This window comes from Luteimonas endophytica (assembly GCF_029887875.1).
GTDB classification, from domain to species: Bacteria; Pseudomonadota; Gammaproteobacteria; order Xanthomonadales; family Xanthomonadaceae; genus Luteimonas; species Luteimonas endophytica.
This window is the reverse complement of sequence record NZ_JARXRM010000043.1, coordinates 281,432-295,879: the sequence shown is the minus strand read 5'-3', so window position 1 is coordinate 295,879 and position 14,448 is coordinate 281,432. Positions and strand designations below refer to the sequence as shown.

Genomic DNA, 14,448 nt, shown 5'->3' with positions numbered 1-14,448 from the left:
GTCAGGCGGCCTGCGCGGGGATCGAATCGTTGGTGTGGGTCAGCCGGTTCTGGCGGTCGACGTAGACCAGGGTCGGCTTGAACTGCGCGGCCTCGGCCTCGTCGCAGGCGCCGTAGGCGCAGATGATCACCAGGTCGCCGGGCTGGGCCTTGTGCGCGGCGGCGCCGTTGACCGAGATGATGCCGCTGCCGGGCTCGGCGCGGATCGCGTAGGTCGCGAAGCGCTCGCCGTTGTTGATGTTGTAGATCTCCACGCGCTCGTACTCGCGGATGCCGGAGATGTCGAGCAGGCGGCCGTCGATCGCGCAGGAGCCCTCGTAATGCAGCTCGGCGTGGGTGACCGAGGCGCGGTGGATCTTGGCTTTGAGCAGGGTCAGTTGCATGGCATCGCGGGGCCGGGTTGCGGCGTCTGGGCGCGGAAAGACCGCCTGATCGCCAAGTATAGGGGCGATCTTGCGCATCGCAACAAAGGCCCCGACGGCCGATTCAGGCGCCCGCCAGCGCGAATTCCAGGTTGTCGATCAGGCGCGTCGCGCCCAGCCGCGCCGCGACCAGCGCGACCCGCGCACCGGCCGTCCCGTCCGCCGGCTCGGCCAGCCCGGGCGTGCGCACGGCGGCGTAGTCGACCGCGAACCCCGCCGCCTCCAGCCGCCGCCGCGCAGCCGACTCCAGCGCCGCGCGCGGCTCCCCGGCCAGGCTGGCGTCGCGCATCGCCTGCAGGGTGCGGTAGAGCTCCGGCGCCACGCTGCGCTGCGCCGGCGCCAGGTACTGGTTGCGCGAGCTCATCGCCAGGCCGTCGGCTTCGCGCACGGTCTGGCCGGCCAGCAGGTCGACCGGGAAGGCGAGATCGGCGGCGAGATGCCGGATCACCGCCAGTTGCTGGTAGTCCTTGCGCCCGAACGCGGCGACGTCGGGCTGGACCTGGTTGAACAGCCGCGCCACCACCGTGCACACGCCGTCGAAATGGCCGGGGCGATGCGCGCCCTCGAGCACGGCGGCGACGCCCGGCACCCGGATCCGCACTGCGGCCTCGGTCCCGAGCGGGTACATCGCCTCGATCGCCGGCTGCCAGAGCAGGTCGCAGCCCGCCCGCTCCAGCCGCTCGGCATCCGCCGCCGGGGTGCGCGGATAGCGCTCGAAGTCCTCTCCCGGCCCGAACTGCGTGGGATTGACGAACACGCTGGCGACCACGCGGTCGGCGTGGCGGGATGCCAGCCGGACCAGCGACTGGTGGCCCTCGTGCAGGTTGCCCATGGTCGGCACCAGGCCGATGCGCAGGCCTTCGCGGCGCCACCCTGCGATGCGCCGGCGCAGCCCGGCCAGCTCGGCGACGGTCTCGATCACGGCCGGCCCGCGACCCGCCGCATCGCCACCACCGCGGCGACCCGGGCCTCACTCATAGGAGTGCGCGGCATCCGGAAAGCTGCCCTCGCGCACCGCGGCCACGTACGCCTGCACGGCGCCCGCCACCGAGCCGCCCTCGGCGAGGAAGTCCTTGACGAACTTCGGGCGCCGATGGCCGCTGTCCAGGCCGAGGAAATCGTGCAGCACCAGCACCTGGCCGTCGCAGTCCGGGCCCGCGCCGATGCCGATGGTGGGCACCGGGCTGGCGGCGGTGATCGCACGCGCCAGCGCCGACGGCACCCCTTCGAGCACCAGCAGCGAAGCGCCGGCTTCCGCCACCGCCAGCGCATCGGCCCGCAGCGCCGCGGCGGCGGCGGCCTCGCGGCCCTGCACCTTGAAACCGCCCAGGCGCAGCACCGACTGCGGGGTGAGGCCGAGGTGCGCGCAGACCGGGATCTCGCGCTCGGCCAGGAACCGGATCACCTCGAGCTTCGGCCCGGCGCCTTCCAGCTTGACCATCCCGGCGCCGGCCTGGAGCAGGCGCGTGGCGGCCTCGAGAGCACGCTCGGCGGTGGCATCGGCCTGGAACGGCAGGTCCGCCACCAGCAGCGCCCGGCGCAGGCCGCGGGCCACGCAGCGGGTGTGGTAGGCCATGTCGTCCATGGTGACCGGCAGCGTCGAAGCGTGGCCCTGCACGACCATGCCGAGCGAATCGCCGACCAGCACCAGGTCGACGCCGCCGGCGTCGCAGGCGCGGGCGAAGCCGGCGTCGTAGGCGGTCAGCATGGCCAGTTTCCGGCCCGCCTCGCGCGCGGCGGCGAGGTCGGGGACGGTGAGCGGTCGGGCGGCGGCGTTCATGGCGCTAGCTTAGGGCCTGGCGCGGCCGGGGCGGTACCGGCGGCCGGGCCCGCCGGCAGCAGCGCGCGCACGTCCTCCGCGGCGATGCCGGCGAGCGCGTCGCGGGCCGGGCCGATCCCCGGGATCATGGCGTCGGGCAGCACCTCGAGCAGCGGCACCAGCGCGAACGCGCGCTCGTGCAGGTGCGGGTGCGGCACCCGCAGCCCGGGAACGTCGATGCGGCGGTCGGCGTAGAGCAGCAGATCGAGGTCGAGGGTCCGTGGGCCCCAACGATCGCTGCCGTCGGCGGCGCGGACGCGGCCGAACGCGCGCTCCACCGCCAGCAGCGCATCGAGCAGCGCGCGCGGTTCCAGGCCGGTCTCGACCGCCACCGCGGCATTGAGGAACGCGGGCTGGTCCTGTGGCCCCCACGGCGGGCTGCGGTACAGGCGCGAGGCGCGCAGCATCCGGGTCCGCGGCAGCCGCTCCAGCGCGGCGAGCGCCGCGCCCAGGGTCGCCACGACATCGCCGAGGTTGCCGCCCAGGCCGACGCAGGCGACGGCCGGCGGGGTCATTGCGGGGCCGGGGGACGGCGGCGGCGGCGGCGACGCGGGCGCGGCGCCTGGCCTTCGGCGTCGCCGGCGGCCTCGCCCTCGGGTTCGGGCGGGTGCGCGGCGATCGCGTTGTCGGGGTCCTGCTGCGCCTCGGCCCAGAACGCGACGTCGTCGGCGTGGTCGTCGGACGCCGCCTGCCGCAGCACCAGGAAATCGAACGCGGCGCGGAAGCGCGGGTGCGAGAGCGTGCGCACCACCCGCTTGCGCTGGCGCAGCGGGAAGCGCGACTGCAGCAGCCAGATCTCCTGCATCGGCAGCGAGAACCGGCGCGGCAGCGCCACCGTGCCGAGCTGGTGCAGGGTGACCCGGTCGGCGGCGCGGCGCTGCGCCTCGGCGGCATGCACGCCTTCGGCCTGCAGCGCCATCAGCGCGCGGCAGTATGCCGGCCACAGCAGCAAGGCGAACAGGAACGCGGGCGACACCGGCTCGTCGGCGGCGACGCGCGCGTCGGTGTTGCGCAACCCCTCGAGCAGCATCCGCCGCAGCGCGCCGCTGCGGTTCGCGGCCAGCGCCGCGGCCGACTCCGGGAACAGCGCCGGCAGCAGGCCGTGCCGCTCCAGGCCGAGGAAACTGGCCTCGGCGTGCCCCGACAGGAACAGCTTCAGGCATTCCTCGAACAAGCGCGCCGGCGCGGCCTCGGACAGCAGGTGCGCCAGGTGCGGGAGCGGCGCGGCGCTGCCCGGATCGATGCCGAAACCGAGCTTGGCCGCCAGCCGCACCGCGCGCAGCATCCGCACCGGGTCCTCGCGGTAGCGCAGCTCGGGATCGCCGATCAGCTTCATCACCCGGTTCTGCACGTCCTCGAAGCCGCCGGTGTAATCGCGCACCGAGAAGTCCTCGATCGCGTAGTACAGCGCGTTGGCGGTGAAGTCGCGGCGGATCGCGTCGTCCTCGATGCTGCCGTACACGTTGTCGCGCAGCAGCCGCCCGCCCTCGTGGAGCTCGCGGTCGCCGCTGCCGTCGTCGACGTTGGCGCGGAAGGTGGCCACCTCGATGATCTCGCGGCCGAACACCACGTGCGCCAGGCGGAAGCGCCGGCCGATCAGCCGGCAGTTGCGGAACAGCGCCTTGACCTGCTCGGGGGTGGCGTCGGTGGCGACGTCGAAGTCCTTGGGCTGCAGGCCCACCAGCAGGTCGCGCACGGCGCCGCCGACCAGGTAGGCTTCGTGGCCGCCTTCGCGCAGCTTGTAGAGCACGCGCAGCGCGCTGGGGCTGATGCCCTTGCGGGAGATCGGGTGCTGGTCGCGCGGGATGCTGCGCAGCTCGGTCAGGGGCTCGGTCTGGGTCTGGGTGGGCATCTAGGATTCGGTCGGGTGGCTCGTGGGGCGCCGGCCGTTGGCCTCGTTGCAACGCCCATCGTCCTGCTATACTAGCAAGCTGCACGGCCGATCCGGCCGCCGCAGACCGGTCGTCCAGCCGGTGGCCCCACGGGGCCGTCCCCGCTCCCTTCGTCTAGAGGCCTAGGACGTGGCCCTCTCAAGGCTAAAACACGGGTTCGAATCCCGTAGGGAGCGCCATCTCCAGGAGCCCGCGTCCGCAAGGACGCGGGCTTCCGCGTTTTGGATTCTCTCATCCCCCACCCAAGGGGAGACGGCCGTCCGCCGTCCCGCTCTCGTGGGAGCCACGGAAGTCGCGACGAAGCGCGATTCGCACGCCGACTCGCTGGCGAGCGGCTTCGCGGGCAGGCCGGCGCGCACCGCGATCGCGTCGCGCGGCCGCCACGGCGTACACTATCGCGGTCACCACAGGACGCGCGCCATGCCTTTCGTCGTCACCGAAGACTGCATCAAGTGCAAGTACACCGACTGCGTGGAGGTGTGCCCGGTCGACTGTTTCCACGAGGGCCCGAACTTCCTGGTGATCGATCCGGACGAGTGCATCGACTGCACCCTGTGCGAGCCGGAATGCCCGATCAACGCGATCTACCCCGAGGACGACGTGCCGGGCGGCCAGGAGCACTTCATCCCCCTCAACGCCGAGCTGTCGAAGGAGTGGCCCGTGATCACCGCGCGCAAGGACGGCCTGCCCGACGCCAAGGAATGGGAAGGCAAGCCGGACAAGCTGAAGCTGCTCGAACGCTGACCGAAAAGGCGCGGTCCGGACGAACGAACGGGCGCCGACGGCGCCCGTTTCGCTTGCAGCCAGCCGCCGGTCCGGCGACGAAACGCGCGGGCCGATCAGCCCTCGAGTTCGGCGCGCAGCGCCGCGATCACCCCGGCCGGGGCCGCGCCGCTGGCCGGCAGGCCGCGCGGATCGACCGCCGAGATGTAGGCGCCCTCGCCGGTCTGGGCGATGCGCACCAGGAAGTCGCTGCCCTGGTAGCTGACGTCGTAGGTGCCGAGCAGGCGGGCGCTGCTGGAGATCTGCAGCCCTTGCATCGCGCCGAGCAGCTCGCCGACGCGGGTGAAGATCTCGTCGCGGTTGCCGGCGACGTTGAACCCGGTGGTGCTGGCCACCGGCGCGCGCGCCGCCGGCGCGGTCTCCGAGCGGGTCACCGACTGCGGGGCGTCCGGCAGCGCCATCGCGCCATCGGTGGCGGGGCGGTCCAGGTCGGGCGGCACCTCCAGCGGACGGCTCTCGGCGCTCTGCGCATACAGCGCGTTCTCCTTGCGGAACCAGCGGCAGCCCGACGCTGCGAGCACCGCGAGGGCGAGGGCGACGAGCACGGTGGTGCGGAACACGGGACGGGTCTGGAACATCGGTGTCTCCTGGGTCAGGCCGCGAGTGTATCGCGGCAGGCACGTTCTAGTTCGTCGGCCAGCACGGCGGTGCGCGCCGCCGCGTCGGCATGCGCGGCGTCCAGCGCGGTCAACGGCAGGCGCAGGCCGCGGCCGATGCCGGCGAGCGAGAGCACCGCCTTGACCGGGATCGGATTGGGTTCGATGCCGGCGAAGTCGTAGATCGGGCGCAGCCGCGCATCCAGCGCCAGCGCGGCGTCCCGATCGCCGTCGCGGGCCAGCGCGCACAGCCTCCGCAGCGCCGCCGGCACGATGTTCGAGACCACCGAGATCACGCCGTCGGCGCCGGCCAGCAGCGCGCGCGCCGCGGTGGGGTCGTCGCCGCTGAGCACGGCGAATCCCTCCCCGCGCAGCGACAGCAGTTCCTGCATGCGGCCGGGTTCGGCCCTGGCCTCCTTGATCCCGGCGATGCGCGGGTGCGGGGCCAGCGCGGCGGCCGTCTCGGGCAGCAGGTCGCAGCCGGTGCGCACCGGCACGTTGTAGAGCACCAGCGGCAGCGCGCCGTCGTCGGCGACCGCCCGGTAGTGCGCCAGCAGGCCCGCCTGGGTGGGCCGGACGTAGGGCGGCGTGACCACCAGCGCGGCGTCGGCCCCCAGCGCGCCCGCGCGCCGGGTCTGCTCGATGGTCCGTGCGGTGCTGGACTGGCCGGTACCGGCCAGCACCGGAACCCGTCCCGCCACCAGTTCGACGGCGATGCGCAGCAGGGTGTCGTACTCGGCCGCGAACAGGGCCGCCGCCTCGCCGGTGGAGCCGGCCACCACCAGCCCCTCGGTGCCGGCGTCGAGCTGCTGCTGGAGCAGGCGGCGCCAGGCGTCGAGGTCGAGTTCCCCGGCGGCCGTGAAGGGCGTCGCCAGGGCGGTGATGCTGCCGGAAAGTCGCAAGATGACGGTCTCTGGGCGGGCCGGCATGCGGCGCGGAGTGCGGGTGGCCGCCTGCGCGGCAGCCCAAACGGAGCGCGCGTACGGCGGTGCACGATCTTACTTGCGGCTCCGAAGCACGGGCAAGTATGCTGGACGCGGCATCCGGTCGACGACCGGCCGCCGTTCAGACCCGACAGCCGCGGACGCCGCCTTGACCGATTCCGACACAGCAAACCGTCCTGCGCCGAACGAGAACCACCTGATCATCAATGCGTACACGACGCATCCGCAGTCGCCGCTGCTCTCGGTCAGCCGGCGGATCAGCGACAGCGGCTGCAACCTGGTCGATGCGCGCCTGTCCACGGTCGGCCGCGACGTCTCGGTGACCGCGCTGGCCACCGGTTCCTGGGACGCGGTGGCCAAGCTGGAGGCGATGCTCTCCCGCCTCGACCGCGAGGAAGGCATGAAGCTGGTGTGGTACCGCACCGGCCCCAAGCCGGTGCAGTCCAACCTGCTGCCGTACGTGGTCGAGGTGGTGGCCGCCGACAAGCCGGGGATCCTGTTCCAGCTTGCCGACTTCTTCGACCGCCAGGGCATCACCATCGAGAGCCTGCATTCCTCGCGCTACCGGGCGATGCAGACCGGCGCCGACATGTTCTCGGCGCAGGTGACCATCGGCGTGCCGGCCGACATGCACATCGCCGCGCTGCGCGACGATTTCCTCGAGTTCTGCGACCACTTGAACCTGGACGCGATCATGGACCCGATGAAGTTCTGAGCGCGCGATTCCCAAGGAACTGGCCTGGCATGAACGAAGGCGACACCCTCGACCGGACCCTCCGCAAGCTGCCGCTGCAGCTGTCCGGCGGCGCGGAGGCGACCCTGGCGGACTACGCCGAGCGCTGGCTGGTGCTGTACTTCTACCCGAAGGACTCCACCCCGGGCTGCACCACCGAGGGCCTCGACTTCAACGCCCTGCTGCCCAAGTTCAGGCGCCGCGACGCGGCGGTGCTCGGCGTTTCGCGCGATTCGGTGAAGTCGCACGACAACTTCTGCGCGAAGCAGGGCTTCGCGTTCCCGCTGGTCAGCGACCCGGACGAGGCGCTGTGCCGCGCTTTCGACGTGATCCGGGAGAAGAACATGTACGGGCGCAAGGTGATCGGCATCGAGCGCAGCACCTTCCTGATCGACCCGCGCGGCCGGATCGCGCGCGCATGGCGCAAGGTCAGGGTGCCGGGCCATGCCGAAGCCGTGCTGGAAGCACTGAAGGAAGCCCAGGCGCAGTGACCCCCCGCCGTCCCCGTCGCGTTCGCCGCCCCGCCCCGCGGGCCGCGGCGAACTGCCGCTGTGCGTTTTCCGACCATCCCCACCCCTTCAGGCGAACGACAAGCCGATGATGACCAAAGGCAAGCGCATCTACGTGCTCGATACCAACGTGCTGATGCACGACCCGACCGCGCTGTTCAAGTTCGAGGAACACGACGTCTACCTGCCGATGCAGGTGATCGAGGAGCTCGACAACGGCAAGAAGGGCACCTCCGAGGCGAGCCGCAACGCGCGCCAGGTCAGCCGCTTCATCAACGAGCTGATCGAAGCGCAGGGAACCGAGCGGATCGCGCCGGGCCTCACGCTCAGCCGCCCGAACGGCCTGCAGCTGCGCGGCGCCGAAAGCATCGGCCGGCTGCGCTTCCAGACCGGCGCGCTCGACGGCCGCCTGCAGGCCGACGGGCGGGTGCCCGACAACGACATCATCCACGCGATCCAGGTGTTGCAGCACGCCGATGCCGACCTGCCGGTGGTGTTCGTCTCCAAGGACATCAACCTGCGGATCAAGGCGGCGATCGCCGGCATCGCCTCGGAGGACTACGAGAACGACCGCGCGCTCGACGACTTCAGCCTGCTCTACACCGGCGCCACCGCGCTGCCGGAGGACTTCTGGCAGCGCTACGGCAAGGACCTGCGCTCGTGGACCGACAAGGGCCGTACCTACTATGAAGTGCGGCCCGGCGAAGCCGACGATTGGCACCCCAACCAGTTCCTCTACCTGCCCGGCGACGAGGAAGCGGAATTTCGCGTCTCCAGGGTGGAGGGCGACCGCGCCACCCTGCAGATCGTCGACGACTTCCGCAGCAGCCAGCACGCGGTGTGGGGCATCCTGGCGCGCAACCGCGAGCAGAACTTCGCGCTCAACGCGCTGATGGATCCGGAGATCGACTTCGTCACCCTGCTCGGCACCGCCGGCACCGGCAAGACCCTGCTGGCGCTTGCCGCGGGCCTGGCCCAGACCATGGACCAGCAGCGCTACCGCGAGATCATCATGACCCGCGCCACGGTGAGCGTGGGCGAGGACATCGGCTTCCTGCCCGGCACCGAGGAGGAGAAGATGACCCCGTGGATGGGCGCGCTGACCGACAACCTCGAGGTGCTGACCCACAACCAGGAAGGCGGCAGCTGGGGCCGCGCGGCGACCAACGACCTGCTCGCCTCGCGGATCAAGATCCGCTCGCTCAACTTCATGCGCGGACGCACGTTCCTGAGCCGCTGGCTGATCCTGGACGAGGCGCAGAACCTGACCCCGAAGCAGATGAAGACGCTGATCACCCGCGCCGGCCCGGGGACCAAGATCGTGTGCCTGGGCAACGTCGAGCAGATCGACACGCCCTACCTCACCGAGACCACGTCCGGACTGACCTACGCGGTGGACCGCTTCAAGGCCTGGCACCACAGCGCCCACGTCACCCTGCGCCGCGGCGAGCGTTCGCGCCTGGCCGATTACGCTTCGGAAGTGCTGTAGGGGCCTGCCGTGGCGCGGTACCGCACCGACGCCGGCCCGGTGACGGTGGCGCCCGCCACCGGGGCGCGCTGGAAGGACCTGCAGACGGTGCTGGGCGCACGCGGCCAGGCCGCGAAATGCCAGTGCCAGCGCGCGATCCTGCCGCTGCGCGACTACTGGCACATGCCGCGCGAAGTCCGCGAGGCCTTCCTGCACGGCGAGGTCTTCGCGCCGGAACCGGCGCCCGGCCTGCTCGCGTACCTCGACCGTGAGCCGGTCGACTGGTGCAGGCTCGGCCCGCGCAGCCGATTCGCGCCGCTGCGCAACTCGCCGGTGCCGTGGGCCGGGCGCACGGAGGACCGCGACGATGCCGGCGTGTGGGCGGTGGTGTGCTTCGTGGTCCGCGCCGGATACCGCCGTCGCGGCATCGGCGGCGCGCTGGCCGCGGCCGCGGTCGACTTCGCCCGCAGCCAGGGTGCCGGCGCCCTCGAGGGGTACCCGATGCTCACTTCCGGCACCGACATCCCGTGGGGCGAGCTGCACGTCGGCGCGCACGGCGCGTTCGCGGCGGCCGGCTACCGCGAGATCACCCGGCCCACCAAGCGCCGCTGCGTGATGCGGATCGACTTCGGCTGACCGCGGCGGCGATGCCCCAGCCAGCATGACCGCTGATGATGATGTCTTAGACATCACTTTGCTGGTCATACACTTGCATCATCAAGCTTCATGGCGCGACAATCGCCCTGTTCTCTTCAGGGCCGCAGCCGATGATCTCCGCCGCACAACTGCGCGCCGCACGCGCCCTGCTCGGCATCGACCAGCGCACGCTGGCGGCGATGGCCGGGGTCTCGCTGCCGACGATCCAGCGCATGGAATCGAGCCGGGGCGACGTGCGCGGCGTGGTCGGCACGCTCACCCGCATCGTCGAGGCGCTGGACGCGGCCGGGATCGAGCTGATCGGCAACGAACAGCCCAGCCAGGGGCGCGGCCGCGGGGTGCGCCTGAAGGACCCGGCATAGCGGCATGGACCGCGCACGCTCCCTGCGGCAGCAGTTCGAGCCCAAACTGCTGACGGTGCTGCGGCAGGGCTATTCGTTCGGCGACCTGCGCGCCGATGCCGTCGCCGGGCTGACCGTGGCGGTGGTGGCGCTGCCGCTGGCGATGGCGCTGGCGATCGCCAGCGGCACCACCCCGGACAAGGGGCTGACCACCGCGATCGTCGCCGGCTTCCTGATCTCGGCGCTGGGCGGTTCGCGGGTGCAGATCGGCGGGCCCACCGCGGCCTTCATTCCGGTGGTGTTCGCGGTGATCGCCGAATTCGGCTACGGCGGGCTGATCCTGTGCACGCTGCTGGCCGGGCTGATGCTGATCGCCGCAGGCCTGCTGCGGCTGGGCACGCTGATGAAGTACATGCCGCAGCCGGTGATCACCGGCTTCACCGCCGGCATCGCGGTCAGCATCTTTTCCAGCCAGGTCAAGGATGCGCTCGGGCTGCGCATGGAGCAGGTCCCCGCGGAGTTCGTGGCGCGCTGGATCGCCTACGGTCGGCACCTGGGGACCACCCAGCCGACGGCCGTGGCGCTGCTGGTCTGCGGACTGCTCATCATCGTCGCGCTGCGGCGCTGGAGGCCGAAGTGGCCTGGGTTCCTGATCGCCTTGAGCGCATGCACCGCGATCGCGGTGGCGTTCGCGCTCCCGGCCGAAACCATCGGCACGCGTTTCGGCGACCTGCCGTCTGCGCTACCGGTGTTCTCGATTCCGCAGATTCCGTTCGGGCGCACCCTGGAGCTGCTGCCCGCCTCGTTCACCATCGCCTTCCTGGCCGGGGTGGAGTCGCTGCTGTCGGCGGTGGTCGCCGACGGGATGACCGGCGGCCGCCACCGCTCCAACGGCGAGCTGGTCGCGCAGGGCGTGGCCAATGTCGGCTCGGCGCTGTTCGGTGGGCTGCCGGCCACCGGCGCCATCGCGCGCACCGCCACCAACGTGCGCGCCGGCGCGCGCTCGCCGGTCTCCGGGATGCTGCACGCGGCGTTCCTGCTGGTCTTCCTGCTGCTGTTCGCGCCGCTGATGCGGCACGTGCCGCTGGCGGCGCTGGCGGCGGTGTTGCTGGCGGTGGCCTGGAACATGAGCGAGCACCAGCAGTTCCGCCACACCCTGTCGGCACCCTGGGGCGACCGCCTGGTGCTGCTGCTGACCTTCTTCCTGACCGTGTTCGTCGACCTCACCGTGGCGATCCAGGCGGGGATCGTGATGGCTGCGTTCGTGTTCATGTACCGGATGTCGGAATCGGTCGAGATCAGCGGCGGCATGCATCCGGACGACGACGGCGACGGCGGCGATGCGGAGGGAGCGCAACGGCGGCGGCTGCCGGCCGGGGTCGAGGTGTACCGGATTTCCGGGCCGCTGTTCTTCGGCGCGGCCAACCGCCTGGACAACCTGCTGGACCAGTTCGTCGAGACGCCACGCGCGTTCATCCTGCGGATGCGGCTGGTGCCGATCATCGACGCCAGCGGCGCACACGCGCTCAAGGCGCTGGCCGATCGCTGCCGGCGCCGCGGCATCGTGCTGATCGTCTCGGGGCTGCAGGCGCAACCGAACCGGATCCTGGCCGACATGGCGCTGGGCCGGGAGGGCCAGGTGCGCTTCGCCTCGGATTTCGAGCGCGCGCTGCAGCTGGCCGAGACCATCGCCTCCGAGCGGGCGCCGGCACCGGGATCCGTTGCACAATAGCCGGCATGCAGGAACCCGGCACCGTCTGCGCACTCGCCATCGCCGGCTCGGACTCGGGCGGCGGCGCCGGCATCCAGGCCGACTTGAAGACCTTCGCCGCGCATCGGGTGCACGGGCTGTCGGCGATCGCGGCGCTCACCGCGCAGCACACCCGCGGCGTCGTCGCGGTGCACGTTCCGCCGGCGGGGTTCCTTCGCGCCCAGATCGACGCCTGCTTCGACGATTTCGCCATCGGCGCGATCAAGCTGGGGATGCTGGCCAACGTGGAGACGGTGGCCGCGGTGGCCGACGCGCTCGAAGCGCATGCGCCGGTCCCGGTGGTGCTAGATCCGGTCATGGTCGCGACCTCGGGCGCGCGACTGCTCGAGGACGCGGCGCTGGATGCCCTGCGCCGCCGGCTGCTGCCGAGGGCGTCGCTGCTCACCCCCAACCTGCCCGAGGCGGAACTGCTGCTCGGCCGCCGCATCCGCGACCGCGCGGCGATGCGCGCCGCCTGCGGCGCCCTGCTCGCGTGCGGCGCCGGCGCGGTGCTGCTCAAGGGCGGCCACCTGGAGGAGGAGGCCGACACGGTGCTCGACCTCTATGCCGATGCCGATGGCATGCACGAGATGACGCACCCGCGCCTGCCGCGCTCGGCGCACGGCACCGGCTGCACCCTGGCCTCGGCGGTGGCGGCGCAACTGTGCCTGGGCCGCTCCCGGCGCGAGGCCTGCGTGGCCGCGACCGGCTACGTGCATCGCGCGCTCGCCGGCGGCTACGCCCCCGGGCGCGGCGGGGTGCTGGTGCTCGACCACATCGGCGCGGCCGCGTGACGGTGACCGGCCGCGAGCTGGCGGTGCAAGGGCCGGATGGCCACCGCTGGTCGCTGGCGGGGCGGGTCCCCGCACAGCCGCACGCGGCGCTGCTGTGGCTGCCCGCGCTGGGCGTGGCCGCGAAGCACTATCTGCCGTTCGCCGATGCGCTGGCCCTGGAGGGCGTGGCGGTCTACGTGCACGAGTGGCGCGGCCACGGCACCAGCGACCTGCGCGCCTCGCGCGAGTGCGACTGGGGCTACCGCGAGCCGCTCGTCCTGGACCTGCCCGCCAGCGAGGCCGCGCTCGCGGCCGACCTGCCCGGAACCATGCGGGTGATCGGCGGGCACAGCCTCGGCGGCCAGCTGGCCTGTTGCCGGATGGCGCTGGCGCCGGGCGCGGCGCAGCGGATCTGGCTGGTCGCGAGCGGGGCGCCGTACTGGCGCGCGTTTCCGGCGCCGCGGCGGCTGTTGCTGCCGCTGGCGTACCGGTTCCTGCCCTGGCTGGCGTTCCGCCGCGGCGCCCTGCCCGGCCGCGCCATCGGCTTCGGCGGCAACGAGGCGCGCAGCCTGATTCGGGACTGGGCCCGCACCGGCCTGGCCGGGCGCTATGCCGCCGCCGGCCTGGAGGCCGACCTGGAGGCCGCGCTCGGCCGGGTGAGCGCCCCGGTCGACGCCGTGCTGCTGCGCGACGACTGGCTGGCGCCGGCCTCCTCGCTGCGTTTCCTGCTGTCCAAGCTCGAAGCCCCCGGCGACACGCTGACGACGCTCGGTGCGCAGGACCTGGGTGTCCCTGCCGACCACTTCGCCTGGATGCGGCAGCCGGCGGCGGTGGCGGCCGCGCTGCTCGGCGGCGAAAGCGCCGGCTCCACTCAGGCCGTCGCGACGTCCTCGCGCTCCAGCGCCGCGTAGGCCTCGCGCACCGCCGCCGCGCCGACCCGGCGTTCGAGCCGGCGCACGGTGAAGTGGCCGCGCGCCATGTGCTGGAAATGGCGCATGAACAGCGTATTGAGCGCCGCGCCGCTGACCGCGCCGATCACCGGCACGCTCTGCACCGCGACCTTCTTGGTGACGTTGATCGAAAAGCGCGAGGCGATCGCCGCGAGCAGCTGCACGATCGCCGGCGCGCCGTTGCTGATCAACCCGTGCGCGGCGATGTACTCGGCGGCGGTCGCCACCTGTTGCGCCAGGACCGCGCGGGCGGCGAAATAGCCGGACTCGGCGCCCTCGTCGCGCGCGCTGCGCCCGCCCATGGTGAGCACCTCGAAGCAGGCCAGGGTGGCCCCCGGGTCGGCCAGGTCCTCGCCCTCGCTGCGGGCGATGTCGGCGATCGAGCGCAGGATCACCGTGGTGGTGACCGGCAGTTCCAGGACCAGCCCGAACAGCCCGAACGCGCCGCCCAGCGCGCCGGTGGTCGCGACCGCCGCGGCGTGGGCGCCGCTGCGTGCCGGCTGGCTGCGCGCGTCCGCGTCGAGGGTGGCGGTGGCGAACCGCAGCGATTGCTCCAGCGCCCTGCGGGTGGTGCTGTTGATGAGGCGGGTCACCGGTGCCGGCAGCCGCCTGGCGAACACGTACTCCATCGGCGCCCCGACGGCATTGGCCAGCTGCGCGGCCAGGCCCGGGCTCTCCAGCATGCGGCGCGCCCGGCGCAGGTCCTGGAGGTCGGATTCGGAGAGCAGCGGGACGAGTGCGTGCATGGCGCCACGATACTCCCGCGCGACGGCGGCGATCCACCGCCGCATCGCCTGCGCGGATGCAAAGGG

The 14,448-nt window shown here is 72.5% G+C and carries 17 protein-coding genes and 1 tRNA gene; 10 read left to right on the top strand and 8 right to left on the bottom strand.

What is annotated here, in order from left to right:
- Position 1: 1 nt before the first annotated feature.
- From panD to pcnB, 5 genes are all read right to left on the bottom strand, one after another.
- Positions 2-382 carry an aspartate 1-decarboxylase gene (panD, locus tag QFW77_RS14850; protein ID WP_180677035.1) on the bottom strand — a complete coding sequence of 127 codons (381 nt, stop codon included), beginning with the start codon at positions 380-382 and terminating at the stop codon, positions 2-4.
- Positions 383-485: 103 nt separating this feature from the next.
- Positions 486-1,343: a pantoate--beta-alanine ligase gene (panC, locus tag QFW77_RS14845; RefSeq protein WP_280575552.1), complete on the bottom strand. Its 858-nt coding sequence runs from the start codon at positions 1,341-1,343 to the stop codon at positions 486-488.
- A 48-nt stretch (positions 1,344-1,391) separates the two neighbouring features.
- Complete coding sequence (gene panB / locus QFW77_RS14840; RefSeq protein WP_280575551.1) at positions 1,392-2,201, bottom strand: 3-methyl-2-oxobutanoate hydroxymethyltransferase; 810 nt, start codon at positions 2,199-2,201, stop codon at positions 1,392-1,394.
- Positions 2,198-2,755, bottom strand: coding sequence for a 2-amino-4-hydroxy-6-hydroxymethyldihydropteridine diphosphokinase (folK, locus tag QFW77_RS14835; protein ID WP_280575550.1), 558 nt, complete (start codon positions 2,753-2,755; stop codon positions 2,198-2,200). Before folK ends, panB begins: the two co-directional genes overlap by 4 nt.
- Entirely contained in the window at positions 2,752-4,092 is a 1,341-nt protein-coding gene (pcnB, locus tag QFW77_RS14830; RefSeq protein WP_280575549.1) for a polynucleotide adenylyltransferase PcnB, read from the bottom strand. The genes folK and pcnB overlap by 4 nt, the downstream gene beginning before the upstream one ends.
- 143 nt (positions 4,093-4,235) lie before the next feature.
- Between pcnB and QFW77_RS14825 the strand changes: the two genes are divergently transcribed.
- Together QFW77_RS14825 and fdxA are read left to right on the top strand one after the other, a co-directional pair.
- Positions 4,236-4,311 (top strand) — tRNA-Glu (locus QFW77_RS14825).
- Between the two features lie 241 nt (positions 4,312-4,552).
- The gene (fdxA, locus tag QFW77_RS14820; protein WP_280575548.1) at positions 4,553-4,876 is read left to right on the top strand and encodes a ferredoxin FdxA; all 324 of its coding nucleotides are present in this window, start codon (positions 4,553-4,555) and stop codon (positions 4,874-4,876) included.
- A 95-nt stretch (positions 4,877-4,971) separates the two neighbouring features.
- On the opposite strand, the gene QFW77_RS14815 is transcribed toward fdxA, so the two are convergent.
- Both QFW77_RS14815 and dapA read right to left on the bottom strand, forming a co-directional pair.
- Positions 4,972-5,493: a hypothetical protein gene (locus tag QFW77_RS14815; protein ID WP_280575547.1), complete on the bottom strand. Its 522-nt coding sequence runs from the start codon at positions 5,491-5,493 to the stop codon at positions 4,972-4,974.
- A 14-nt stretch (positions 5,494-5,507) separates the two neighbouring features.
- Positions 5,508-6,413 carry a 4-hydroxy-tetrahydrodipicolinate synthase gene (gene dapA / locus QFW77_RS14810; protein ID WP_280575546.1) on the bottom strand — a complete coding sequence of 302 codons (906 nt, stop codon included), beginning with the start codon at positions 6,411-6,413 and terminating at the stop codon, positions 5,508-5,510.
- Positions 6,414-6,552: 139 nt separating this feature from the next.
- On the opposite strand from dapA, the gene QFW77_RS14805 reads away from it, so the two are divergent.
- The 8 genes from QFW77_RS14805 (at position 6,553) to QFW77_RS14770 (ending at position 13,597) form a co-directional block, all read left to right on the top strand.
- Positions 6,553-7,170, top strand: coding sequence for a glycine cleavage system transcriptional repressor (locus tag QFW77_RS14805; protein WP_425603355.1), 618 nt, complete (start codon positions 6,553-6,555; stop codon positions 7,168-7,170).
- Positions 7,171-7,199: 29 nt separating this feature from the next.
- On the top strand, positions 7,200-7,679 hold the full coding sequence (locus QFW77_RS14800) for a peroxiredoxin (protein ID WP_280575544.1): 480 nt from the start codon (positions 7,200-7,202) through the stop codon (positions 7,677-7,679).
- 109 nt (positions 7,680-7,788) lie between these two features.
- Complete coding sequence (locus QFW77_RS14795; RefSeq protein WP_280575606.1) at positions 7,789-9,186, top strand: PhoH family protein; 1,398 nt, start codon at positions 7,789-7,791, stop codon at positions 9,184-9,186.
- Positions 9,187-9,195: 9 nt separating this feature from the next.
- Positions 9,196-9,801 (top strand): GNAT family N-acetyltransferase, encoded by a 606-nt coding sequence (locus tag QFW77_RS14790; RefSeq protein ID WP_280575543.1) that lies wholly within the window; start codon positions 9,196-9,198, stop codon positions 9,799-9,801.
- Between the two features lie 131 nt (positions 9,802-9,932).
- On the top strand, positions 9,933-10,184 hold the full coding sequence (locus QFW77_RS14785; RefSeq protein ID WP_280575542.1) for a helix-turn-helix domain-containing protein: 252 nt from the start codon (positions 9,933-9,935) through the stop codon (positions 10,182-10,184).
- Between the two features lie 4 nt (positions 10,185-10,188).
- Positions 10,189-11,895 (top strand): SulP family inorganic anion transporter, encoded by a 1,707-nt coding sequence (locus tag QFW77_RS14780; RefSeq protein WP_280575541.1) that lies wholly within the window; start codon positions 10,189-10,191, stop codon positions 11,893-11,895.
- 5 nt (positions 11,896-11,900) lie between these two features.
- Positions 11,901-12,707 (top strand): bifunctional hydroxymethylpyrimidine kinase/phosphomethylpyrimidine kinase, encoded by an 807-nt coding sequence (gene thiD, locus QFW77_RS14775; RefSeq protein ID WP_280575540.1) that lies wholly within the window; start codon positions 11,901-11,903, stop codon positions 12,705-12,707.
- Positions 12,704-13,597: an alpha/beta hydrolase family protein gene (locus QFW77_RS14770; protein ID WP_425603344.1), complete on the top strand. Its 894-nt coding sequence runs from the start codon at positions 12,704-12,706 to the stop codon at positions 13,595-13,597. The genes thiD and QFW77_RS14770 overlap by 4 nt, the downstream gene beginning before the upstream one ends.
- Here QFW77_RS14770 and QFW77_RS14765 read toward each other — a convergent pair.
- Positions 13,558-14,382, bottom strand: a complete 825-nt coding sequence (locus QFW77_RS14765; protein ID WP_280575539.1) for an EcsC family protein — start codon at positions 14,380-14,382, stop codon at positions 13,558-13,560. The genes QFW77_RS14770 and QFW77_RS14765 overlap by 40 nt on opposite strands.
- Positions 14,383-14,448 lie beyond the last annotated feature (66 nt).

Excerpts from the sequence above, each read along its gene's own strand:
- panD (WP_180677035.1), bottom strand. The coding sequence starts at position 382 with ATGCAACTGACCCTGCTCAAAGCCAAGATCCACCGCGCCTCGGTCACC.
- panB (WP_280575551.1), bottom strand. The coding sequence starts at position 2,201 with ATGAACGCCGCCGCCCGACCGCTCACCGTCCCCGACCTCGCCGCCGCG.
- folK (WP_280575550.1), bottom strand. The coding sequence starts at position 2,755 with ATGACCCCGCCGGCCGTCGCCTGCGTCGGCCTGGGCGGCAACCTCGGC.
- pcnB (WP_280575549.1), bottom strand. The coding sequence starts at position 4,092 with ATGCCCACCCAGACCCAGACCGAGCCCCTGACCGAGCTGCGCAGCATC.
- fdxA (WP_280575548.1), top strand. The coding sequence starts at position 4,553 with ATGCCTTTCGTCGTCACCGAAGACTGCATCAAGTGCAAGTACACCGAC.
- QFW77_RS14815 (WP_280575547.1), bottom strand. The coding sequence starts at position 5,493 with ATGTTCCAGACCCGTCCCGTGTTCCGCACCACCGTGCTCGTCGCCCTC.
- QFW77_RS14800 (WP_280575544.1), top strand. The coding sequence starts at position 7,200 with ATGAACGAAGGCGACACCCTCGACCGGACCCTCCGCAAGCTGCCGCTG.
- QFW77_RS14795 (WP_280575606.1), top strand. The coding sequence starts at position 7,789 with ATGACCAAAGGCAAGCGCATCTACGTGCTCGATACCAACGTGCTGATG.
- QFW77_RS14785 (WP_280575542.1), top strand. The coding sequence starts at position 9,933 with ATGATCTCCGCCGCACAACTGCGCGCCGCACGCGCCCTGCTCGGCATC.
- QFW77_RS14780 (WP_280575541.1), top strand. The coding sequence starts at position 10,189 with ATGGACCGCGCACGCTCCCTGCGGCAGCAGTTCGAGCCCAAACTGCTG.
- thiD (WP_280575540.1), top strand. The coding sequence starts at position 11,901 with ATGCAGGAACCCGGCACCGTCTGCGCACTCGCCATCGCCGGCTCGGAC.
- QFW77_RS14765 (WP_280575539.1), bottom strand. The coding sequence starts at position 14,382 with ATGCACGCACTCGTCCCGCTGCTCTCCGAATCCGACCTCCAGGACCTG.